Genomic DNA, 23226 nt, shown 5'->3' with positions numbered 1-23226 from the left:
TACGGCCTAGCGTGATCTTCGATCGCGAATCCGTCCTCAGAGGAGCACCATGTCCACGAGCCCGGCGCGCCGGCTCGGCTCGGCGTTGTCGGCCTGGCTGATCGCCCTGGCCGGCGTCGCGCTCGTGGCACCGGCGGCGCGGGGCTACCAGACGCACCCCACCACCGCGTGGACGTCGAGCTCCGCCCTGCCCTCGACCTACGCGAACGCCACCTCGGCGCTCCCGTCCGGCGTCGGGGTGACCGTGGCGGTCGCCGGCGACAAGCTCCAGCTGAACAACCTGAACTCGCCGCCGAGCGTGCGTGGCGGCACCGCGGCGAACTTCACCCCGCAGATCCCGGCGAACACCGCGCTGCTCGACCTCATCACGGTCGTCGACGACTGCGCGGCCGGCTCGGACTGCTACAACCGCGGCACGATCACGCTCACGTTCACCCGGCCGCTGCGCAACCCGGTGCTGCACGTCGTCGGCATCGGCGGCACGATCAACGCCGCCGACTCCGCGACCGCCGCGCTGACCGCGACGACACCCGGCGTGACGCTGGAGGGCCCGCTGGCCGGGGCGACGAACCTGACCGTGGTGGGCGGCGCGCGCATCGAGTCGGCCAACCGCAGCGCCAACACCGCGTGCAACTCGGTCGGGGCCCGCCAGGCGACGGCCGGCTGCGGCAGCGTGCGCATGCTCGGCACCGTCTCCTCGGTCTCCTTCGCCGTCTACAGCTACGTCAACGGCGGCCAGCACACGCCGGACGCGTTCTCGCTCGGCATCTCCGCGGACGAGGACTTCGGCGACGCGCCCGCGAGCTACGACCCGGGCGCGGCCGCGAGCCACGTCGTCGGCGGCCCGGTGCTCGGCACGGACGTCTCGGCCGACAACACGACCACCCAGAACACCGGCACCGTCACGCCGAGCCCGAAAGCGGTCGCGGCGGGCGCGGACAACAACCTGCCCAACGGCGACACGTTCGACGACGGCGTGGCCGGGTTCCCCAGACTCGCGAGCAGCTACGGCGGGCTGAACTACACCGTCCCGGTCACGCTGGCCCGCACCACGTCGGCGGGCCGGGTCTGCGGGTGGATCGACTTCGACCGCGACGGCGTGTTCGACAACCCCGGCGAACGCGCCTGCGCCGACTTCGCCGCCGGAGCGACCAGCGCGAACATCACCTGGGTGCTGCCCGCCACCATCGGCTGCGGGTTCACCTACGCCCGGTTCCGGGCCGGCTTCAACACCACCCAGGTGCAGAGCCCGACGGGGCTCGCGGACAGCGGCGAGGTCGAGGACTACCGGCTGCCGATCGAGTGCCTGCGCATCCGCAAGACCGCGGACAAGGCGGTCGCGGCGGCCGGCGAGAAGGTCACCTACACGGTCACCGTGGCCAACCAGGGCGTCGAGCCGCTGGGCGGCGTGATCGTCGAGGACGACCTGACCGCCGTCCTGGACGACGCGAACTTCAACAACGACCAGACCGCCACGCCGGCCGGCGGCACCTTCACCTACACGGCGCCGAGACTGCGCTGGACCGGCACGGTCGCGGCCGGCCAGACGATCACGCTGACCTACTCGGTGACGCTGAAGAACCCGGTCACCGGCGACCACCAGCTGCGCAACGCGGTGCTGAGCAACGCGGGCAACTGCGTCACCGGCACGCAGGACCCGGACTGCCGCACCGTCGTCAACGCGCCGGGCATGACGATCGAGAAGAAGGCCGACAAGGCGTCGGCCAACCCCGGCGAGGTCGTCACCTACACCGTGACCGTGCGCAACGTCGGCCAGACGTCGCTGTCGGCGAACTTCAGCGACAACCTGTCGCAGGTCGTGGACGACGCGACGTGGGGCGGGGTGACGGCGTCGACCGGGACCGCGACCTACACCGCGCCGAACCTGAACTGGTCCGGCACGCTGGCCGTGGGCGCGACCGCCACCATCACCTACACCGTGACGGTGACCGGCGCGGGCAACCGGCAGCTGGACAACGTGGTCACCTCGACCACGGCGGGCAGCAACTGCGCGGCCGGCTCCGCCGACGCGCGCTGCCGGACCTCCACCCCGGTCGCCGGGATGACGATCGACAAGAAGTCGAACAGGGCCACCGCCAACCCCGGTGACGTGGTGACCTACACGGTGACGGTCACCAACACGGGCAAGACGGTGCTGACCGGCGCGACGTTCAGCGACGACCTGACCGCCGTGCTGGACGACGCGAACTGGGGCAGCGCGTCGGCGACGCTCGGCACGGTCTCGTTCACCTCGCCGACGTTGACCTGGAACGGCAACCTCGCGGTCGGCGCGTCGGCGACCGTCACCTACACGGTGACCGTGAAGAACCCGGTGACCGGGAACTTCCAGCTGGACAACGTGATCACCTCGACCACGGCGGGCAGCAACTGCCCGGCCGGCTCCGCCGACGCGCGCTGCCGGACCTCCACGCCGGTCGCGGGCCTGCAGGTCGCCAAGGCGGTGGACCGGGCGTCGGCCAACCCCGGTGACGTGGTGACCTACACGGTGACCGTCCGCAACACCGGCAAGACGGCGCTGACCGGCGCGACCTTCAGCGACAACCTCGGCGGCGTGCTGGACGACGCGAACTGGGGCAGCGCGTCGGCGACCGCCGGCACCGCCACGTTCACCGCGCCGAACCTGGTGTGGACCGGTGACCTGGCGGTCGGCGCGACGGCGACGATCACCTACACGGTGACCGTGCAGAACCCGGTGCCCGGCGACTTCCGGCTGGCCAACGTGGTCACGTCGAGCACGGCGGGCAGCAACTGCCCGGCCGGCTCGACCGACCCGGTCTGCCGGACGTCCACCGCGGTCTCCGGTCTGGACATCGCCAAGACCGTGGACAAGCCGTCCGCCAACCCCGGTGACGTGGTCACCTACACCGTGACGGTCCGCAACACCGGCCAGACCCCGCAGAACGGCGCGACCTTCACCGACGACCTCGCGGGCGTGCTGGACGACGCGACGTGGATCGGCGCCTCCGCCTCGACCGGCACGGCGACGTTCACCGCGCCGAACCTGGTGTGGACCGGGAACCTGGCGGTCGGCGCGTCCGCGACGGTCACCTACACCGCACGGGTGACCGGGAACGGCGACAAGCGGCTGGCCAACACCGTCACCTCGACCACGCCCGGCAACAACTGCCCGGCCGGCTCGTCCGACCCGAAGTGCCGGACCAGCACCCCGCTGTCCGGCGTGACGATCGCGAAGGCGGTCGACCGGACCTCGGCGGACCCCGGCGACACGGTGACCTACACGGTGACGGTGACCAACACCGGGCAGACACCGCTCAACGCGAACTTCTCGGACGACCTGTCCGGCGTGCTGGACGACGCGACGTGGGGCAGTGCGACGGCCAGCACCGGCACGGTGACGTTCACCTCGCCGAACCTGGCGTGGTCGGGCAGCCTCGCGGTCGGCGCGACGGCGACGATCACCTACACGGTCACCGTGAAGGAGCCCGTCACGGGCGACTTCCGACTGGACAACGTGGTCACCTCGACCACGCCGGGCAGCAACTGCCCGACCGGGTCCACCGACGCCCGCTGCAAGACCTCGACGCCGATCGCCGGCCTGCGGATCGTCAAGAGCGACAACCGGGACGAGGTGGTCCCCGGCGACACGGTGACGTACACGATCGTCGTCACCAACACCGGCCAGACGCCGCAGACCGGCGCAACCTTCACCGACGATCTGTCCCGGGTGATCGACGACGCGACGTACAACGCCGACGCCGCCGCGACGGCCGGCTCCGTCTCCTACACCGCGCCGAACCTGACGTGGACCGGTGACCTGGCGGTCGGCGCGTCGGCGACGGTCACCTACACGGTGACGGTGCTCGACCCCGACCCGGGCGACAAGAGACTGGTCAACCAGATCGTGTCGACCACGCGGGGCAGCAACTGCCCGGCCGGGTCCACCGATCCCTCGTGCAGCACCGCGACCCCCGGCCGTGAGCTGACCTTCAGCAAGACCTCGGACAAGCAGACCGCCAACCCCGGCGAGACGGTCACGTACACGGTGACCGTGACCAACACCGGCCAGGTGCCGCTGTCGAACGCGACGTTCGCCGACGACCTGTCCGACGTGCTGGACGACGCGACCTGGGGCAGCGTGACGGCGTCGACCGGCACCGCCACCTTCGCCTCGCCGAACCTGAACTGGACGGGCAGCCTGGAGGTCGGCGCGTCGGCCACGGTCACCTACACCGTGACGGTGAAGAACCCGACCACCGGCAACCACGAGCTGGGCAACGCGGTGAGCTCCACCGAGCCGGGCAACTGCCCGCCGGGCTCGACCGACCCGGCCTGCTCGACCACGACCCTGCTGCCGGGCCTGGAGATCACCAAGACGGTCGACAAGCCGTCCGCGAACCCGGGCGACACCGTGACGTACACGGTCACGGTGCGGAACTCGGGCACGACGCCGCAGGACGCGAACTTCTCCGACGACCTGTCCGGCGTCCTGGACGACGCGACATGGGGCAGCGTGACGGCGTCGACCGGCACGGTTACGTTCACCTCGCCGAACCTGGCGTGGACCGGGGCGCTCGCGGTCGGCGCGACGGCGACGGTCACCTACACGGTGATCGTGCAGAACCCGCCGACCGGCGACTTCACCCTGGGCAACGCGGTCACCTCGACCACGCCCGGCGGCAACTGCCCGGCCGGCTCGACCGACCCGCGGTGCGGGACCACCACCCCGGTGTCCGGCATCGACCTGACGAAGTCGGTGGACCGCACCGACGCCAAGCCCGGTGACGTGGTGACCTACACGGTGCTGGTCCGCAACACCGGCACGACGCCGCTGACCGCCGCGACGTTCAGCGACAACCTGGCCGACGTGGTGGACGACGCCACGTGGGGCGGCGCGACCGCCACCACCGGCACGGCCGCCTACGCCGAGCCGACGTTGACCTGGACCGGTGACGTGCCGGTGGGCGGCACCGCCACGATCACCTACACGGTGACGGTGAAGAACCCGCCGACCGGCGACTTCCGGCTGGCCAACGTGGTCACGTCGAGCACGCCGGGCGGCAACTGCCCGGCCGGCTCGACCGACCCGGACTGCACGACCTCGACGCCGGTCGCGGGCCTGGGCATCACCAAGACCGCCGCGCCCGCGTCGGTCAAGCCGGGCGACACCGTCACCTACACGGTCGTGGTCGCCAACACCGGTCAGACCGTCCACCCGGGAGCGACGTTCACCGACGACCTGACCGGGGTCGTGGACGACGCGACCTACAACGCGGATGCCGCCGCCACGCTCGGCACGACGTCCTACACCGCGCCGAGGCTCACCTGGACGGGTGACCTCGCGGTCGGCGCGACGGCGACGATCACCTACACGGTGACGGTGAAGAACCCGGTGCCCGGCGACTTCCGGCTGGCCAACGCGGTCACGTCGAGCACGCCGGGCAGCAACTGCCCGACCGGCACGACCGACCCGAAGTGCTCGACCAGCACGCCGGTCGCGGGGTTGGACATCACCAAGACGGCCGCGCCAGCCACCCCCGAGCCCGGCGCGACCGTCACCTACACGGTCACCGTCCGCAACACCGGCCAGACGCCGCAGAACGGCGCGAGGTTCACCGACGACCTGACCGACGTCTTGGACGACGGCGCCTACAACGCCGACGGCACGGCCACGGTCGGCGCGGTCACCTACGCCGAACCGGTGCTGACCTGGACCGGAGACCTGCCGGTCGGGTCGCAGGCCGTGGTCACCTACTCGGTGCGGGTGGACGACCCGCCGGCCGGTGACCACCGGCTGCGCAACGCCGTCACGTCGGACGTACCGGGCGCCAACTGCCCGCCGGGCTCGACCGACCCCAAGTGCTCGACCAGCACCCCGCTGCCGGGCATGGAGATCAAGAAGACCGTCGACCGCGCCGACGCCAAACCCGGCGACGTGGTCACCTACACCGTCGTGGTCCGCAACACCGGCCAGACCGCGCTCACCGGCGCGACCGCCGCCGACGACCTGACGGGCGTGCTGGACGACGCGACGTGGGGCAGCGCGAGCGCCACGCTCGGCACGGCGACCTTCGCCGCACCGAGGCTCACCTGGACCGGTGACCTCGCGGTCGGCGCGACGGCGACGATCACCTACACGGTGACCGTGCAGAACCCGGTGACCGGGGACTACAAGCTGGTCAACGACGTCCGCTCGACAACGCCGGGCGCGGTGTGCATCACCTGCACGACGACCACGCCGATCGCGGGCCTGAGCATCGAGAAGAAGTCGTCGCCGGCGACGGTCAACCCCGGTGACGTGGTGACCTACACGGTGACCGTGACGAACACGGGTCAGACCGTCCAAACGGGAGTGTCGTTCACCGACGACCTGACCAGGGTGCTGGACGACGCGGACTACGGCAACGACGGCACCGCCACAGTGGGCTCGGTCTCCTACGCCGCGCCGAACCTGACGTGGACCGGCACGCTCGCGATCGGCGCGTCGGCCACGGTCACCTACACGGTGAGGGTGAAGAACCCCAACCCCGGCGACAAGCAGCTCACCAACGTGGTCACCTCCGACTCGCCGGGCAGCAACTGCCCGACCGGCTCGACCGACCCGAAGTGCTCGACCAGCACGGCGGGCCGCGAGCTCACCATCCAGAAGACGTCGGACAAGCAGACCGCAAACCCCGGCGAGACGGTGACCTACACGCTCACCGTCACCAACAGCGGCCAGGTGCCGCTGACGCCCACCACGGTCACCGACGACCTGTCCGACGTGGTGGACGACGCGACGTGGGGCAGCGCGACGGCGTCGACCGGCACGGCCACGTTCGCCTCGCCCACGCTGACGTGGACCGGCGACCTCGCCCCGGGCGGCACCGCGACGATCACCTACACCGTCACGGTGAACGACCCGATCACCGGCAACCGCGCCCTGCGCAACGCGGTCAGCTCCACCACCCCCGGCAACTGCCCGCCGGGCTCGACCGACCCGCGCTGCTCCACCACGACGTCGTTGCCGGGGTTGGAGATCGCGAAGTCCGTGGACAAGCCGTCCGCGAAGCCCGGTGACACGGTGACCTACACCGTGGCCCTGACCAACACCGGCCAGACGTCGCTGGACGCGTCGTTCTCCGACAACCTGTCCGGAGTCTTGGACGACGCGACGTGGGGCAGCGTCAGCGCTTCCACGGGCACGGCGACGTTCACCGCGCCGAACCTGGCGTGGTCGGGCACCCTGCCGGTCGGCGGCACGGCCACGGTCACCTACACCGTCACGGTGAACAACCCGGTCGCCGGAGACTTCCTCCTGGGCAACGCGGTCACCTCGACCACCCCGGGCAACAACTGCCCGTCGGGCTCGACGGACCCGAAGTGCTCGACGTCGACCCCGTTGTCCGGCTTGGAGATCACCAAGGTGGTCGACAAGCCGGCGGCGAACCCGGGCGACACGGTGACCTACACGGTGACGGTCCGCAACACCGGGAAAACCCCGCAGGACGCGAGCTTCACCGACGACCTGTCCGGCGTGCTGGACGACGCGACGTGGGGCAGTGCGACGGCCAGCACCGGCACGGCGACGTTCACCGCACCGAACCTCGCCTGGTCCGGCACGCTCGGCGTCGGCGAGTCGGCGATCGTCACCTACACGGTGACGGTGACCGGCACGGGCGACAAGACGCTTGGCAACGTGGTCACCTCCGACTCGCCGGGCAGCAACTGCCCGCCCGGCTCGACCGACCCGAAGTGCTCGACCAGCACCCCGCTGTCGGGCGTCCGGTTCGAGAAGTCGGTGGACCGGCAGCAGGCGCTGCCGGGCGACACGGTCACCTACACCGTCACGGTCACCAACACCGGCAACACGGCGCTGACCGGGGCGACGTTCACCGACGACCTGTCCGGCGTGCTGGACGACGCCACGTGGGGCAGCGCGACGGCCACCACCGGCACCGCGGCGTTCACCGCGCCGAACCTGACCTGGACCGGCGACCTCGCGATCGGCGGCACGGCCACCGTCACCTACGCGGTGCGGGTGGAGAACCCGGTCTCCGGCGGCGACTTCCAGCTCGACAACGCGGTGACGTCCACGACGCCGGGTGCCAACTGCCCGGCGGACGCGGCCGCGTGCCGGACGTCCACGCCGATCTCCGCGCTGCGGATCGTCAAGACCGACGACCGCGACGAGGTGCTGCCCGGTGACACGGTCCGGTACACGATCGCGGTGATCAACACCGGCAAGACGCCGATCACCGGTGCGACGTTCACCGACGACCTGACCCAGGTCCTCGACGACGCCGACTACAACGGCGACGCGGTCGCGAACACCGGCACGGTCACCTACACCGCGCCGAGGCTGACCTGGACCGGCGACCTGGCGATCGGCGAGTCGGCGTCGGTCACCTACACGGTGACGGTCAAGGACCCCGATCCGGGCGACAAGAAGCTGGTCAACCGGATCACCTCGGACACGCCGGGCGGCAACTGCGCGGCGGGCTCGACCGACCCGTCCTGCGGCACCGAGACCCCGGGCCGGGAGCTGAGCATCGCGAAGTCGGTGGACAAGCAGACCGCCAACCCCGGTGACACGCTCACCTACACGGTCGTGCTCACCAACACCGGGCAGGTGCCGCTGACCGGCGCGGTCGCCACCGACGACCTGACCGACGTGGTGGACGACGCCACCTACGGCTCCGCGACCGCGACGACGGGCACGGTGACCTACGCCGCGCCGAGGCTGACCTGGACCGGCGACCTCGCGGTCGGCGCGTCCGCGACGGTCACCTACACGGTCACCGTGAACAACCCGATCACCGGCAACCACGAGCTGGCCAACGTGGTCAGCTCCGACACGCCGGGCAACTGCCCGCCGGACTCGGACGACCCGCCGTGCCGCACGAGCACCCCGCTGCCCGGTCTGGAGATCGTGAAGTCGGCTGGCCAGACCTCGGCGAAGCCGGGTGACACGGTGACCTACACGGTGACCGTGCGCAACACCGGCAAGACCCCGCAGAACGCGACCTTCAGCGACGACCTGACCCAGGTCGTGGACGACGCCGCGTTCGGCTCGGCGAGCGCCACCACGGGCACGGCGACCTACGCCGCGCCGAAGCTGACGTGGACCGGCGCGCTGGCGGTCGGTGAGACGGCGACCATCACCTACACCGTGACCGTGAACGACCCGGTGACCGGCGACTTCACCCTCACCAACGTGATCGTGTCGGACACCCCGGGCGGGAACTGCCCGCCGGGCTCGACCGACCCGAAGTGCTCGACGGTGACGCCGATCGCGGGCCTGAGCATCGAGAAGACGTCGTCGCCCGCCACGGTGAAACCCGGCGACACGGTCACGTACACGGTGACGGTGCGGAACACCGGCCAGACGGCGCAGGACGACGCGACGTTCACCGACGACCTGTCCCGGGTGGTGGACGACGCCGACTACGCCAACGACGGCACCGCCACCACCGGCAGCGTGGTCTACGCCGCGCCGAACCTGACGTGGGTCGGCGACCTGCCGGTGGGCGGCACGGCCACCGTCACCTACACGGTGCAGGTCAAGAACCCGATCACCGGCGACCACCGGCTGACCAACGTGGTCAGCTCCGGCTCGCCGGGCACCAACTGCCCGCCGGGCTCGACCGACCCGAAGTGCTCGACCGACACCGCGCTGCCGGGCCTGGAGATCACCAAGACCGCGGACAAGGCGGACGCCAAGCCGGGCGACACGGTCACCTACACGGTGACGGTCGCCAACACCGGCCAGACACCGCAGAACGCGTCGTTCACCGACGACCTGACCCAGGTCGTGGACGACGCGACCTACGGTTCGGCGAGCGCCACCTCCGGAGCGGTGACCTACACCGCGCCGAGGTTGACGTGGACCGGCGCGCTGGCGGTCGGGGCGACGGCCACGATCACCTACACGGTGACCGTGAACGATCCGGTGACCGGCGACTTCAGACTCACCAACGCGATCGTGTCGGACACGCCGGGCACCAACTGCCCGCCGGGTTCGACCGACCCGAAGTGCGCCGTGGTCACCCCGATCGCGGGCCTGGTCATCGAGAAGAAGTCCTCGCCCGCAACGGTCAACCCCGGCGACACGGTGACGTACACGGTGACGGTGCGGAACACCGGCCAGACCGCCCAAGCGGGAGCGACGTTCACCGACGACCTGTCCCAGGTCCTGGACGACGCCGACTACAACAACGACGGCACGGCCACGACCGGCACCGTCGCGTTCACCGCGCCGGAGCTGACGTGGACCGGTGACCTGCCGATCGGGGCGACCGCGACGGTCACCTACTCGGTGCGGGTCAAGGACCCGATCCCCGGCGACCACCGGCTGACGAACGTGGTCGGGTCCGACACGCCGGGCACCAACTGCCCGCTGCCGATGGGCGGCCGGGCGCGGGCGGTCGACCCGAGGTGTTCGACGGACACCGCCCTGCCGGGCATGACGATCACCAAGGTGGTCGACCGTGCCGACGCCAAGCCCGGGGACGTCGTCACCTACAAGATCACCGTCGCCAACACCGGCCGGACGGCGCTCGACGCGAGCTTCTCCGACGACCTGACCCAGGTCGTGGACGACGCCGCGTTCGGCTCGGCGAGCGCCACCACCGGCACCGCGACCTACACCGCGCCGAAGCTCGTGTGGTCCGGCGCACTGGTGGCCGGGGCGACGGCCGAGATCACCTACACGGTGACCGTGAACAACCCGGTGACCGGCGACTTCAAGCTCACCAACGCGGTCACCTCCGACACCCCGGGCCACGAGTGCGTGGCGTGCACGACGGTGACGCCGATCGCGGGCCTGAGCATCGAGAAGACGTCGTCGCCCGCCACGGTGAAACCCGGCGACACGGTGACGTACACGGTGGCCGTCCGCAACACCGGCCAGACCGTCCAAGCGGGAGCGACGTTCACCGACGACCTGGCCCAGGTCATCGATGACGCGACCTACAACGACGACGCGACCGTGACCGGGCCGGGCACCGCGGGCTACGCGCCCCCGGAGCTGACCTGGACCGGTGACCTGCCGATCGGGGCGACCGCCACGATCACCTACTCGGCGACGGTGAACTCCCCGGTCACCGGTGACCACGCGCTGCGCAACGTGGTCAGGTCGACCTCGGCGGGCAACAACTGCCCGCCGGGCTCGACCGACCCGAAGTGCGGCACGCTCACCGAACTGCCCGGCTTGATCGTGGAGAAGACCGCGAGCAGCACCACGGCCGCGCCGGGGGAGCGGGTGACGTACACGGTCGTGGTCACCAACACCGGCCAGACCGCGCAGGACGCGAGCTTCGCCGACGACCTGACCGAGGTACTGGACGACGCGGCCTACAACGCCGACGCCACGGCCACGGCGGGCATGGTCGACTACGCCGCGCCGGCGCTGAGGTGGAGCGGGCGGCTCGCCGTTGGCGCGAAGGCCACGGTCACCTACTCGGTGACCGTCGGCACACCGGCGACCGGCGACCTGAGGCTGGTCAACGCGGTCGGGTCGGACACCCCGGGGTCGAACTGCCCGCTGCCGATGCGTGGCCGCGCCGGCGAGGTGGACCCGCGCTGCTCGGCCACCGTCCTGGTGCCGCGCCTGGCGATCGTGAAGACCGTGGACCGGGCGGAGGCGAAGCCCGGCGAGCCGGTGACCTACACCGTCGTGGTGGCCAACACCGGCCAGGTCGACCTGCCGGCCGCGCAGTTCACCGACGACCTGGGCGGGGTGCTCGACGACGCGGAGTTCCTGTCCGCGTCGGCGACCACGGGCACCTCGTCGTTCGCCGCACCGACGCTGACCTGGACCGGGCAGCTCCCGGTCGGCGCCACGTCGACGGTGACCTACCGGGTGAAGGTGGCCGACCCGCCGACCGGCGACTTCCTGCTGCGCAACGTGGTCACGTCGGACACGCCGGGCCGGCTCTGCCCGGGGCCGGACTGCGGCACGACGACACCGGTGGCGGGGCTGGAGATCGTGAAGGCGGCCGACCGCGAGCAGGTGCGGCCGGGCGACCGCGTGACCTACACCGTGACGTTGCGCAACACCGGCAGGACACCGCTGGTCGGCGCCGGGTTCTTCGACTCGCTGGTCGGCGTGCTGGACGACGCCACGTTCGAGGGCGCGTCGGAGGGCGCGGTGTACCAGAACCCGGTGCTGTCCTGGACGGGTGACATCGCGGTGGGCGGCACGGCCACGGTGACCTACTCGGTGACGGTGACCGGCAACGGCGACAAGGACCTGACCAACACCGTCATCTCGGACACGCCGGGCGCGAACTGCCGGCCCGGTGGCGACGACCCCAGGTGTTCGACCCGGACGGCGGTGGAGCCGGCGCCGCCGATCGCGTCGACCGGCGCGCTGCTGCTGCCCTGGCTGCTCGGTGGCCTGCTGCTGCTCCTCGTGGGCGGCGGACTGGTGTTCATGACAAGGAGGGCACGGCGGTGACGGAAGGCTTGTCGATCTCCATCGACAACGCGCACGACCAGGTGCACGGTGGTGACGAGCTGGCGTACAAGATCACGGTGCGCAACACCGGTTCGTCCGATGTGGAGGGACTGCGGGTGACGCAGTCCGTCCCACCGGGCGTGCGGGTGGTGACCGCCGACCAGGACGGTCGGACGTCGGAGACGTCGGTGCAGTGGACGGCGTCCATCCCGGCGGGCGAGGACGTCACGCTCACCGACAAGGTGGTCTTCGACGCCGCGCCGGACGGCACCGCGCGGCTGGCGAGTTCGGTGTGCGCCTACCGCACCGGCGAGACCCGCCCGGTGGTGTGCTCGACCGACTCCGACCAGTTGGCGGCGACCCCGCCGGCGTTGGCGAAGTCGCCGATGCCCTGGTGGCCGCTGGTGGTGGCGGTGGTCGTGCTCGCGCTGGCGGCGGGGGTGTTCGTGGTGCTGCGCCGACGTCGGCGCGACCGGGTGGCCGGCTGACCGGGGGTCGCTCGTGTCGGTGCGGATGACCGAGTCGATCGTCGCGTTCATCCTGTTCGCGCTGGTGGTGCCGCTGGCGGTGCTGCCCTGGGTGCACCGCCAGTACCGCCGGTTCGGCCGGCTGCGCGGCTGGTCGGCGTTAGTCGCGGCGGCCGGGGTGCTGTACGGCTGCGGCCTGGTCGCGTTCACGCTGTTCCCACTGCCGGTGGTCGGGCCGGACTTCTGCACGGGCCGCCGGTTCTCGGATTCGTGGCAGTTGCAGCTGTTCGCGTCGCTGGACGACATCCTGCGCGACGGCAGCCCGGCGCTGTGGCAGGTGCTGCTCAACGTGGTGCTGTTCCTGCCGATGGGGTTCCTGCTGCGCTACCGGTTCGGCCGGGGGTTGTTCACCTCGGTGGCCGTGGGCGTGCTGGTGTCGACGTCGGTGGAGTTCGTCCAGGGCAGCGCCGTGCTGGGCCTGTACCCGTGCCCGTACCGGCTGGCGGACGTGGACGACATCCTCACCAACACCACCGGCACCGCCGTCGGCTGGCTGCTGGCGATCCCGCTGGCCCGCCTGCTGCCGCCGGCGAACGCCGAGCACGACCCGGACCTGGCACCACCCGGCCTGCCCCGGCGCGGGCTGGCGTTCGCGGGCGACCTGCTGGTCTTCGAACTGACCCAGTTCGCGATCCTGGTGGTCCTGGCGCTGTCCGGCGACACCACCCGGGCCCTGACCGAGTCGCCGCGCTTCACCACGCTCCTGTCGGCGGTCACGCTGACCTTCTACACGCTCGTGGTCCCGTTGCTGCGGGCCGACCGGGCCACCCCCGGCCAGGTCGTGTTCCACCTGGCGCTGCAACGGGTGAACGGCGGTCCGGCCCCGTGGTACGCGGTGGTGGTCCGGTTCGTCGTCTGGTGGGTGCCAGTCCTGGTGCTCAGCTTCGGCTGGGTCCTGCTCCTGGCGGCGGCCCTGGTCCTGGCCGCCTGGCTCCGCCGGGACCGCCGCAGCCTCCTGGGCCTGCTCTCCCACACCCGCACCACCACCAGAGCCGCAGCCCGCACCACCCCCCACCCCACCCCCGACCACTCCCACTGACCACCCGACCCACGCCGAACCGCACCGCGCAGACCGTCCGCACCGCGCAGACCGTCCGCACTGCGCAGGCCGCCCGCGCCGATCGACGCCAGACCTGCGCCACCGGCCCGCGCCGCGCCGCGGTGGGCTGGGCTGGGCCGGGTCGGGTGATGCCCGGCCGGCCGGGGCGAACGGTGGCGCTACACCGCGACGTCCAGGTCGCGGTGTAGCCGTTGGTCACGTCGCCGGGAAGATGCTGGTGAATGTCACCACCCCCTTGGCATCGGCCTCCTGCACCCCGCGCAGGTAGTCCTCGGGGATCGGGTCGCCGCACTGCGCCGCAGCGGAGGCTTCCGAAGTGAATGAGTCCGGAGTGGACAGACCCGAGGGTGCGGCCGTGGTGGACGTGCCACACGCGGCCAGGGAGGCGAGGCCCGCGCCACCCAGCAGGGTGAGTGCCCGTCGGCGGTTGAGCGTCGCGAGGTCGAAGGCGAGTCCCCGGTCGTGGATGGCTGTCAGGTGCTCCACGCTGACCGCGCTCGCTGTGCGCCGGCTGTGCGGTCGCTACGCGTTTGCCGGTGATGCGTCCCAGTCGATGCGGTGCTCGAACTGCCAGGTGTAGCGCTCGGACTTGGCGAACTTCATGGCCACCGGCATCAGCAGGTCGCGGAGCACGCGGGCCACGGGGCCGGCGGCCTTGTCCTGGTTGGTGCGGGCCGCCACGGCGATGATCCGCTCGACGCGTTCCCGTCGCAGCCCTTCGTACGCCGCGAACGCCTCCCGGTACGGCAGGTCGCGCAGGCACCGGGCCAGTTCCACCGCGCTCTCCACCGCCAGCGACGCGCCCTGACCGGAGCTGGGGGAGGTGGCGTGCGCGGCGTCGCCGATGAGCACCAGCCGGCCCCGGCTCCACGTCGGCACCGACGGGATGTCCTCCAGCGGGCCGGTGACCAGCAGGTCTTCCGGCGCGGCCTGGTCGATCATGGCCAGCGCCGGGATCCGGTCGTCGGCGAACGCGGCGCGCAGCACGCGCAGCCACTCCTGCGCGCTGGTGGCACGGGCCTGCGCGGCGGTGATCGGGCCGCGCCACGGCAGGTTCGCGAACCAGCCGCCGGACCCGTCGTCGAGCACCTGGTAGCCGAAGAACGCGCGCTTGCCGAACGCCAGGTACATCCGCCCGTCGGTCGAGGGCAGTCCGGTGCGGGCGGCGGTCGCGCCGAACCCGAGCAGCCCCACGTACCGGGGTTCCGGCGCGGCCGGGTCGATCAGCCCGCGCACGGTGGACCGGATGCCGTCCGCGCCGATCAGGACGTCCCCGTGCGCGGTGGTGCCGTCGGCGAACCGGGCCACCACGCCGTCGTCGGTGCTCTCCGCCCCGACCAGCCGCTTGCCGTGCTCGGTCGGGACGCCGCGCCGCTCGGCCTCCTCGCGCAGCACCCGGTAGAGCCGGTCGCGCCACACCAGCAGCTGCGGCGGGTCGCTGCCGAACGCGCCGAGCACCTTGCCGGTCCCGCTCTGCAACGCCATCGACGTGATGGGGGAGCCGATCGCGCGCACCGCGTCGTCCAGTCCGAGCACGGCCAGCGCGTTGAGCCCGTTGGGCGCGATGCTCAGCCCGCCGCCCACGCCCTCGGCGGTGCGGCCGTACGCCTCGTGGACGGTCGCGTCGATCCCCGCCTGCCGCAGCGCCATCGCGGCCACCGGGCCGGCTATGCCGCCGCCGATCACCAGAGCATTCATGTCGTCCCCTCCGATCGGTCGTGGAACTCGGCCCACATCGGGGCCCACCCGGTGTCCGGGTGCTCGATCCGGGCGATGAAGCCCGCCACGAACGCCGCCTCGGCGTCCAGCAGGGCGAGCCGGTACTCCTCTTCGACCAGGAAGAGCGGGTGCACGTCGGTGCCGTCGATCAGGGCTCGGATCTCGGCGCGCTGCTCGGCGAGCCGGGCCAGCCGGTCGTTGAGCAGGTTCACGACCTCGGCCGGCGGCAGCGCGGCGATCAGCGACAGCGCGGCGACGAAGTGCGGGTACTCGTGCCGGGGCTCGACCACGAGCTCCCGCAGCCAGTCCCGCAGCTCGGTCCGCCCGGCCGGGGTGAGCGCGTAGACGGTGCGCTCGGGCCGCTGGCCGTCGCGGGAGGTCTCGTGCTCGGTGATGAACCCGGCCTTGGCGAGCTGCCCGACCACCATGTACAGCGAACCGTGGGTGAACTTGATGCTGCGCGCGTCCCCGTGCTCGCGCAGCATCCGGCTCAGCTCGTAGGGGTGCGCGGGCCGCGCCACCAGGTAGCTCAGCACGGCCAGGCCCAGCAGGTTGCCCACCTTGCGCTTGCCCGCCATCCGTCCTCCTTGGTCAGAACCAACTATTCATGTTCGACTAGTCAGTGTCAACTATGTGCCGCTTGGGTGTCCGGCGCCCGAGGATCACCCGGAAGTTGCTCCGACCAGCGGCGAACCGATCATGACGGTCCCTCGAACCCCAGGACATGGAGCCACTGGGGAGGTGCGCGGCCGTGAAGTACGCCGATCAGCTGCACGCGACCGTGGAACGACTGGCGATCGGCCTGGGCTGGCCGCTCGTGCTCGCCGACGGGAACGTCTACCTGCCCACCAGCCGGGGGATCGTCGGCCTGGTGGTACCGGCCCGGTTCGGCGGCTGGGTGGACGCGGAGTTCGACCGGCGCGGCATCGTCGCGGCGACCCTGGCGCTGCCCGACGGGACGTGGGCGTTCCTGGTCGAGGACCCGGGCGTCCAGCACCCGCCGGTGCCCTCCGGCGTCTTCGTGGTCGACGGCCCGAGCTACCTGCCGGTGCCGCCCAGCGTCACCGTGGGCGGCCCGGTGCGGTGGGTGCGCGAACCGCGGACCGACGTGCGGCCGCTGCCGCCGTTCCGGGAGGCGCTCGACGTGGTCTGCCAACTCTCGCCGCGCCGCGCCTGACCGCCACGCCCCCGTGTCGCCGCCTTGGTCGGGCCGGCGGCGGAGCGCCCGGTTCGGACGGTCCGCCGGCGTGACCTCGGGCCGTTGTGCTTTGCTGGGGCCATGTGGGAGCAGCGGATCACCGAGGTGTGGGAGCGGCAGGACGAACTGTCCGAAGAGGACTTCCGGGTCGCGGTGGACGACGCCGTGCGCGACGCGCCGGAAGCGGTGGCCGCGTTCGAGCGGGCGGCCGCCTTCGACTCGACGGGGCACCCGGACCGAGCCGTCCCGCTCTACCGGGAGGCGTTGGACCTGGGGCTGCCCGGAGAGCGCCGGCGGCGCGCGGTGATCCAGATGGCCAGTTCGCTGCGCAACCTGGGACAGCCGGAGATCGCCGTGGAACTGCTGGCCACCGAGCAGGACGCCGGCTCCGACCACCTCGACGGCGCGGTGCGCGCGTTCCTGGCGTTGGCGCTGGCGGACGTGGGCCGCGAGCGCGAGGCCGTGTCGGTGGCCCTGACGGCGCTGGCCCCGACCCTGCCCCGCTACCAGCGCTCGCTGGGCAACTACGCGAAAGCCCTGGTGGACTGACCGCCCCGAACCCGGCCACGCCCCCCAGGACGCCCACCGTCGCCACGCCCGGACACCGCTTCACCCTGGGAACGTCCACAGGACGGTCATCTCCGATCGGTCCGGGTCCGCCGACGGACCCAGGTGGACGGCCCGGTACCCCGGCGGCGGACGGTGTTCGCGGTGCAGCTCGACCCCGGCCCGGCCGGGGATCGCCACGACCACGACCTCCGCTCCCGGCGGCACCCTGATCCACGCCCGGCCGCCGTCGACCGGTGCGCGCGCATGACCCAGGCACCCCGCTTGCGCGAACACGTCTACGACGGTCGCGTCCCGCGCGTCGGCCACCACCGAAGCGCTCGGCGCGGCACGACACCGCCCCTGGTGACCCTTTTCGGCGTACCGCGCCAGCTCATCGCGGTCCACGTCACCGAACCCGACCGGCCAGACGGCGACCCCGGCGGCCCGCGCACGGGCCAGCGCGCGGCTGAGGTCCGCCGTGCCCGGCCGGGTCCGGACGCCGGCGAACAGGAAGATCACCCGAGGCCCGTCGTGCCGGTCCAGCACGCCGGTCGCGCGGAGCAGCCCGTCGGCCCGGGTCCCGGCCGACCGCCCGTAGGCCAGGACGTCCGGCGCGGTGCCGGTCGCCCGCCCGAGCCGGGAGATCAGCCGGGCCGCGCCCCGTTCTCGCGCCAGCACCGCCGGCGGCACCCCGTCCGAGGCGTCCACCAGCACCACGACCCGCGCGGGCCGCTGGTCGTGGTGCTGGGCGGGCGGTGCGCCCAACGGGACGGCGGGCGAGGTGTGCGCGCCCACCGCCGTGGCGGCGGCCAGTGCGAGCGCCGCGCACCGCCTCCTGACCGGCCCGGCGGTCCCGGCCGCCGGGCCGCCGCCGACCCGGCCGGCCAGGGCTGCCAGGTAGCGCCCGAGCACGCCGGCACCGGCCGGTGCCTGGCGCGGTGGTTGGTGCGCTGAGTGGTGCGGTGGGTTGTGCGCTGAGTGGTGCGGTGGGTTGTGCGCTGAGTGCTGCGGTGCCTGGTGCGGTGCCTGGTGCGGTGGGTGGGAGTCGGTGAGCGCGGCCCAGTAACGGGCCGCGAACGTGCGGCGAGTGGTCACCGGCTCGCCTCCGGGTGGTCCAGCGGCTCGCCGACCGGGGTCCGCGCGCCGGGTTCGGCGGTCTGCTCGACCGCCTGCCGCGCGGACTGGAACGCCGCGAGCTGGTGCAGGACGGCCGGCGCGGACGCGCCGACCGCGATGGCGGCGGCGATGCCGGCGAGCTGGTCGTGGAAGACCGCTCCCGCCACGCCGCCGAGGACGAGCCTGGTGATCCCCGCCGCCAGCCTGGCCGGCAGGTCCACGAACGTCGCGAAGGTGGGCAGCTTCCCCCTGCCCCGGGACCGCTTCCGCCGACGGGCTTCCTGCCACGCTTCGACCTGGGCGAAGATCGTGATCGCCTCGACCAGGGCCCCGCCTGCCGCACCCAACGTGATAGCGGTCAGCAAATCCATCCGATTCCCAGCCCCCGTTCACCGGAGTCGACCCGCTCGACCGAAAGGTCACCGGAGCGGACCGGCGAATACGCGCCGGCCCACTGGTTCATCCGTTCGGGCGGCACTCGTCCGATGCCCGCCGTGTGACCCACCGACCGAGGTGGTCGACCGCGTCCCGGCGCAGCGCGGCGGCGGCGACTACGACAGACCCGGCCTTCACCGGCATGTACTCAACGACCGACTCGCGGGAGTGCGCGTTCGAACACCGAGGCGTCGGGTCGGGGCCGGGGGAACGGATCTGGGACCGCAGTGGTGGCACCTGCGGCCGGCAACGGTCGGGCGGTCGCGTGTTCGGCGCGACCGCCCGTGCCGGCTAGAACGCCTGGTTCGCGAAGCCCTTCCGGGCCGCGGCCGAGAGGAACGACTGCCACACCGAGGTGGTGGTGTGCGGGTCGCCGGTGATGCCCAGGCGGGATTTGGCGGTGGTGAACGCGTTCTGCGTGTTCGTGCCCCAGATGCCGTCCACGGTCAGGCCGGAGTTCAGGAAGTCGTTGCACAGCGACTGCACGAACTTCGTGTCGGCCTCCGAACTCTTCAGGCACCGCACCGGGAGCCCGCCGAAGTCGGAGTGGAGGTGGTCGGCGTGGTCGGCGTTGTACCAGCCGTCCAGCACGTACCGGAACCGCCGGCGGCACACCGCGTCGACGGCCAGGTAGCGCCGCCTGGTCGCCAGGGTGCCCGACGCGTGGTCGTGGTCCAGCGGCGAGGAGACCGCGCCGCCGGACCAGCGGACGTGGTCCAGGTCCATCGCGGTGCCCTCGCCGTGCTGGCCGGGCTTGTTGACGTAGAACCCGGCCGACACCAGGTAGCTGATCGAGCCGTGCGCGGCGCTGAGGGACCGCAGGTCGCGGATCCACAGCACCAGGGTGTCGTAGAACGCCTGGGTGGCCTGCCAGTTGCGAGGCGTGGTGTCGCCGCGCGTGGAGCGCCAGTAGTAGACCGGTGTGCCGTCGATCTGGCTGAAGGTGATCATCGTCGCTCCGGGAGGTCAGCTCGTGGTCAGCAGGCGTCCGGCGGACAGCCAGGCGAACCGGCCCCCGGTCGCGCCCAGGGCCTTCGCGTCGGCGGGCACCGCGGCCGGCCCGCCGGGGCCGCCGAGCACGCCGGTCAGCGGGGTGGAACCGGCGATCTCGTTGCCGTGCCAGCGGATCGTCCGCGCGTCGGCGGTCAGGCCGCGCACCGCGACGCCTGGCAGCGCGGGCAGTTCCGTCCACGTCACGCCGTCGCGCGAGGCGTGCAGCCGGGTGCCGGAGGTGCCGACGGCCGCGCACACCCAGCCGTCCGGCGTGGCCGCCAGCGCCGAGGCGGACAGGCCGTCGGTGAGCTCCAGGCCACGCACCGGGACCGTGGTCCAGCCGGTGGCGGTGCGCCGGGCGGCGACGCGGACCAGCGAGGCGCGTTCACCGCGCAGCACCGAGCCCAGCGCGAGCGCGCCGGCCGCGGCGGTGAACTCGGAGCGGGTGCCGTGCAGGCGGCGGACCTCGCGCCAGGCCACGCCGTCCGGCGAGGTCCACAGCGCGGCCACCGGGTCGCCCGCGAGCGAGCCCGCCGCGATCAGGCCCGTGCCGTCGTCGGCGAGGTCCACCACGTCGGCGTTGTCCAGGCCGGTGGTGATCCGCACCGAGCCGGTCTCGTCGGCGAGCACCCAGCGGCCGTCCAGGCGGGCCAGGGTGACCGGGCTGCCGGCGGCCGTGGCCGCGCCGGCGGTCTTGTCGAGGCGGGGTGACGCGTGGGCTGCTGTGCCGGTGATCGCAGTAGCTGTGGCGGCCAGGGCGGTGCCGAGGACGAAGGTTCGACGGTCGAGCACGTCAGCTCCTTTCGGGGCAGGGGAAACGGCTGACGTGATGCCTGAGGGGTTGGTGCTTTTCCCACGCAGTATCGGAGGTGGTCGGCCGGCCCGGCAACACCGCGTCTCGAATCGCCCGGTTAGGGTGAAGGTGTACGCGACTGGCGTGACGAGGGTGGGATCGACCACCGGGGAGCGACGAGCCGGCTTGCACCGCGCGCCTGGGTGCCACGGCGCGTTGGAGGCTGTCGTGCACCAACCCCCTCTGCCGTCGTTGACCGCCGCGGACCCGGAGATCGCCCGCCTGGTCGAGGGCGAGGCGCACCGCCAGTTCGGCAAGATCCGGCTCATCGCCTCGGAGAACTACGTGTCCCGGGCGGTGCTGGAGGCCACCGGCACGGTGCTGACCAACAAGTACTCCGAGGGCTACCCCGGCCGCCGGTACTACGAGGGCCAGCAGTTCGTCGACCCGGTCGAGGCGCTGGCCGTCGACCGCGCCAAGGCCCTGTTCGGCGTCGAGCACGCCAACGTGCAGCCGTACTCCGGCTCGCCCGCGAACCTGGCCGTCTACCTGGCCTTCCTGAACCCCGGCGACACCGTGATGGGCATGGCGCTGCCCATGGGCGGCCACCTGACGCACGGCTGGGCCGTGTCCGCGACCGGCAAGTGGTTCCGCAGCGCGCAGTACGGCGTGCGCAAGGAGACCGGCCGGGTGGACCTGGACGAGGTGCGCGAGATCGCGCTGCGCGAACGCCCGAAGGTGATCTTCTGCGGTGGCACGGCGATCCCGCGCACCATCGACTTCCCGGCGTTCGCGGCCATCGCTGCGGAGGTCGACGCCGTGCTGGTGGCCGACATCGCCCACATCGCCGGCCTGATCGCGGGCGGCGCGCACCCGTCGCCGGTCGGCCACGCGCAGGTGATCACCACCACGACGCACAAGACGTTGCGCGGACCGCGCGGCGCGATGATCCTCTCCGACGCCGCGCACGCGAAGGCCGTGGACAAGGCGGTGTTCCCGGGGTTGCAGGGCGGCCCGCACAACCACACCACGGCGGCCATCGCGGTGGCGCTGGGGGAGGCGTCCGCGCCGGGCTTCCGGACCTACGCGCACAACGTGGTGGCCAACGCCCAGGCGCTGGCGGCGGCGCTCGCGCAGCGCGGGTTCGACCTGGTCTCCGGCGGCACCGACAACCACCTGGTACTGGTCGACCTGGCCGGCAAGGCGATCGGCGGCAAGCCGGCCGCGCAGGCGCTGGACCGGGCCGGCATCGAGGCGAACTACAACACCGTGCCCTACGACCCGCGCAAGCCGTTCGACCCGTCGGGCCTGCGCCTGGGCACCGCCGCGATCACCACCCGGGGCCTGGGCCCCGACCAGATGCCGCAGGTGGCGGCGTGGATCGAGGCGGCGGTCGCGGCGGCCGGCGACGACGCGGCGCTGGGCCGGATCGCCGCCGAGGTGGCCGAGCTGATGGCCGGCCACCCGATGCCGGGCTGGGCGTAGTCACCCCGCCGGGCGGGTTTCCGTCGAATTGCGGAATTCCGCCCGGCGGTGGCGATCGCGGGGACCTGTGCTGCGTGGACAGCCGGACTCGAAACCCTTGAGGCGTTGAATTCCGCCAGAACGTCGAGAATGTTTGTTCGATCTGTTGTGTCATTGTCTGGTCAGCCTTTCGGGCGATAGGTTCGCCGAGTGGCGACGAAGGTGGAAACGGAACTGTCGGCACCCGGTGGGGTGTCGTCGGAGGCGGGCTCGGCGGGGTCCGGTGCGGCCGGAACGCGGTCTCGGTGGACGCGATCGAGCAAGGCGGTGGGCGCGGTGCTGTCGGTGGTGGGCTTGGCGGCTGCCGCGCTCACCGTGCTGGACAAGGTCGGGCTGCTGCCGGACGCCAACCCGGTCGTCGTGGTCGGGCCGACCCCGAGGACGAGCGACGACCCCGACCCGACCGCGGCGACGATCACCACGACTCCCGCCCCCGATCCGCGGCCGGCGGTGCGGATCACCTCGCCGGTGGACCGCCAGGACGTCCAGCGGGAGGTCGACGTGTGGGGAGCCGGGGATCCGGAGCCGGGCCGGAGCCTGGTGGTCGGGGTCCTGAGCGGGACGGACTACTACGTGCTGCGCTCGGCGATCGGTAACGCGGACGGTTCCTGGGTGACCGAATCGCCGATCAAGATCGGCGAGCAGAACCGTGATTTCTGCGTCGGGTTCGCGGTGGTCGTCCTTTCGGTCCCGACCGGCCAGGTCGCCGGGTTCCAGGCCGCCAACGCTCAGCACGACCAGGCGAAGTACACGTCGGCCGCTCTCGGGGCGAGGTCGGTGAGCGTGCTCCACTCGGTGACCGTGCGCAGGCAGGCCGAACCGGGGAAGACCTGTCCTCGCTGAATCCCGCCGCGCATTTCAACCCGTGTCCCGCCGCGCATTCCAACCAGTATC

14 protein-coding genes and 1 riboswitch are annotated in these 23226 nt (G+C 72.3%); of the genes, 7 read left to right on the top strand and 7 right to left on the bottom strand.

Going from position 1 to position 23226, the window contains the following annotated elements; genetic code table 11:
- Positions 1-49: 49 nt before the first annotated feature.
- From BN6_RS46085 to BN6_RS42575, 3 genes are read left to right on the top strand one after another with little or no spacing between them, the layout of a single operon-like run.
- The gene (locus BN6_RS46085; RefSeq protein WP_015103383.1) at positions 50-12418 is read left to right on the top strand and encodes a DUF7927 domain-containing protein; all 12369 of its coding nucleotides are present in this window, start codon (positions 50-52) and stop codon (positions 12416-12418) included.
- The gene (locus tag BN6_RS28950; protein WP_041314434.1) at positions 12415-12906 is read left to right on the top strand and encodes a DUF11 domain-containing protein; all 492 of its coding nucleotides are present in this window, start codon (positions 12415-12417) and stop codon (positions 12904-12906) included. The genes BN6_RS46085 and BN6_RS28950 overlap by 4 nt, the downstream gene beginning before the upstream one ends.
- A 25-nt stretch (positions 12907-12931) precedes the next feature.
- On the top strand, positions 12932-13984 hold the full coding sequence (locus tag BN6_RS42575; protein WP_148303065.1) for a VanZ family protein: 1053 nt from the start codon (positions 12932-12934) through the stop codon (positions 13982-13984).
- A gap of 216 nt (positions 13985-14200) precedes the next feature.
- Here the strand turns inward: BN6_RS42575 and BN6_RS28940 are convergent, their stop codons facing one another.
- From BN6_RS28940 to BN6_RS28930, 3 genes are read right to left on the bottom strand one after another with little or no spacing between them, the layout of a single operon-like run.
- Positions 14201-14491, bottom strand: a complete 291-nt coding sequence (locus BN6_RS28940) for a hypothetical protein (RefSeq protein WP_015103380.1) — start codon at positions 14489-14491, stop codon at positions 14201-14203.
- Positions 14492-14527: 36 nt separating this feature from the next.
- Entirely contained in the window at positions 14528-15703 is a 1176-nt protein-coding gene (locus BN6_RS28935) for an FAD-dependent monooxygenase (protein WP_015103379.1), read from the bottom strand.
- Positions 15700-16302 (bottom strand): PadR family transcriptional regulator, encoded by a 603-nt coding sequence (locus tag BN6_RS28930; protein WP_015103378.1) that lies wholly within the window; start codon positions 16300-16302, stop codon positions 15700-15702. The genes BN6_RS28935 and BN6_RS28930 overlap by 4 nt, the downstream gene beginning before the upstream one ends.
- A 173-nt stretch (positions 16303-16475) precedes the next feature.
- Between BN6_RS28930 and BN6_RS28925 the strand changes: the two genes are divergently transcribed.
- Both BN6_RS28925 and BN6_RS28920 read left to right on the top strand, forming a co-directional pair.
- Positions 16476-16901 (top strand): bifunctional DNA primase/polymerase, encoded by a 426-nt coding sequence (locus BN6_RS28925; RefSeq protein ID WP_015103377.1) that lies wholly within the window; start codon positions 16476-16478, stop codon positions 16899-16901.
- A gap of 102 nt (positions 16902-17003) precedes the next feature.
- Positions 17004-17471: a tetratricopeptide repeat protein gene (locus BN6_RS28920; protein ID WP_015103376.1), complete on the top strand. Its 468-nt coding sequence runs from the start codon at positions 17004-17006 to the stop codon at positions 17469-17471.
- Positions 17472-17531: 60 nt separating this feature from the next.
- Here the strand turns inward: BN6_RS28920 and BN6_RS28915 are convergent, their stop codons facing one another.
- From BN6_RS28915 to BN6_RS28900, 4 genes are all read right to left on the bottom strand, one after another.
- The gene (locus BN6_RS28915) at positions 17532-18383 is read right to left on the bottom strand and encodes a hypothetical protein (protein WP_041314431.1); all 852 of its coding nucleotides are present in this window, start codon (positions 18381-18383) and stop codon (positions 17532-17534) included.
- A gap of 179 nt (positions 18384-18562) precedes the next feature.
- Positions 18563-18958, bottom strand: a complete 396-nt coding sequence (locus BN6_RS28910) for a hypothetical protein (protein ID WP_015103374.1) — start codon at positions 18956-18958, stop codon at positions 18563-18565.
- A gap of 355 nt (positions 18959-19313) precedes the next feature.
- Positions 19314-19973 carry an extensin family protein gene (locus tag BN6_RS28905; protein ID WP_015103373.1) on the bottom strand — a complete coding sequence of 220 codons (660 nt, stop codon included), beginning with the start codon at positions 19971-19973 and terminating at the stop codon, positions 19314-19316.
- A 15-nt stretch (positions 19974-19988) separates the two neighbouring features.
- Positions 19989-20807, bottom strand: a complete 819-nt coding sequence (locus BN6_RS28900) for a hypothetical protein (RefSeq protein ID WP_041314428.1) — start codon at positions 20805-20807, stop codon at positions 19989-19991.
- A 126-nt stretch (positions 20808-20933) separates the two neighbouring features.
- Positions 20934-21020: riboswitch (ZMP/ZTP riboswitch) on the top strand.
- Positions 21021-21036: 16 nt separating this feature from the next.
- Between BN6_RS28900 and BN6_RS28895 the strand changes: the two genes are divergently transcribed.
- On the top strand, positions 21037-22293 hold the full coding sequence (locus BN6_RS28895; RefSeq protein WP_015103371.1) for a serine hydroxymethyltransferase: 1257 nt from the start codon (positions 21037-21039) through the stop codon (positions 22291-22293).
- A gap of 306 nt (positions 22294-22599) precedes the next feature.
- The gene (locus BN6_RS28890) at positions 22600-23175 is read left to right on the top strand and encodes a hypothetical protein (protein ID WP_041314425.1); all 576 of its coding nucleotides are present in this window, start codon (positions 22600-22602) and stop codon (positions 23173-23175) included.
- The last annotated feature ends 51 nt before the right edge of the window (positions 23176-23226 follow it).

This window comes from Saccharothrix espanaensis DSM 44229, assembly GCF_000328705.1.
Classification (GTDB): Bacteria; Actinomycetota; Actinomycetes; order Mycobacteriales; family Pseudonocardiaceae; genus Actinosynnema; species Actinosynnema espanaense.
The sequence above is the reverse complement of the archived record's forward strand: the minus strand, read 5'-3'. Positions and strand labels throughout refer to the sequence as shown.

Excerpts from the sequence above, each read along its gene's own strand:
- BN6_RS28930 (WP_015103378.1), bottom strand. The coding sequence starts at position 16,302 with ATGGCGGGCAAGCGCAAGGTGGGCAACCTGCTGGGCCTGGCCGTGCTG.
- BN6_RS42575 (WP_148303065.1), top strand. The coding sequence starts at position 12,932 with ATGACCGAGTCGATCGTCGCGTTCATCCTGTTCGCGCTGGTGGTGCCG.
- BN6_RS28920 (WP_015103376.1), top strand. The coding sequence starts at position 17,004 with ATGTGGGAGCAGCGGATCACCGAGGTGTGGGAGCGGCAGGACGAACTG.
- BN6_RS46085 (WP_015103383.1), top strand. The coding sequence starts at position 50 with ATGTCCACGAGCCCGGCGCGCCGGCTCGGCTCGGCGTTGTCGGCCTGG.
- BN6_RS28905 (WP_015103373.1), bottom strand. The coding sequence starts at position 19,973 with ATGATCACCTTCAGCCAGATCGACGGCACACCGGTCTACTACTGGCGC.
- BN6_RS28935 (WP_015103379.1), bottom strand. The coding sequence starts at position 15,703 with ATGAATGCTCTGGTGATCGGCGGCGGCATAGCCGGCCCGGTGGCCGCG.
- BN6_RS28910 (WP_015103374.1), bottom strand. The coding sequence starts at position 18,958 with ATGGATTTGCTGACCGCTATCACGTTGGGTGCGGCAGGCGGGGCCCTG.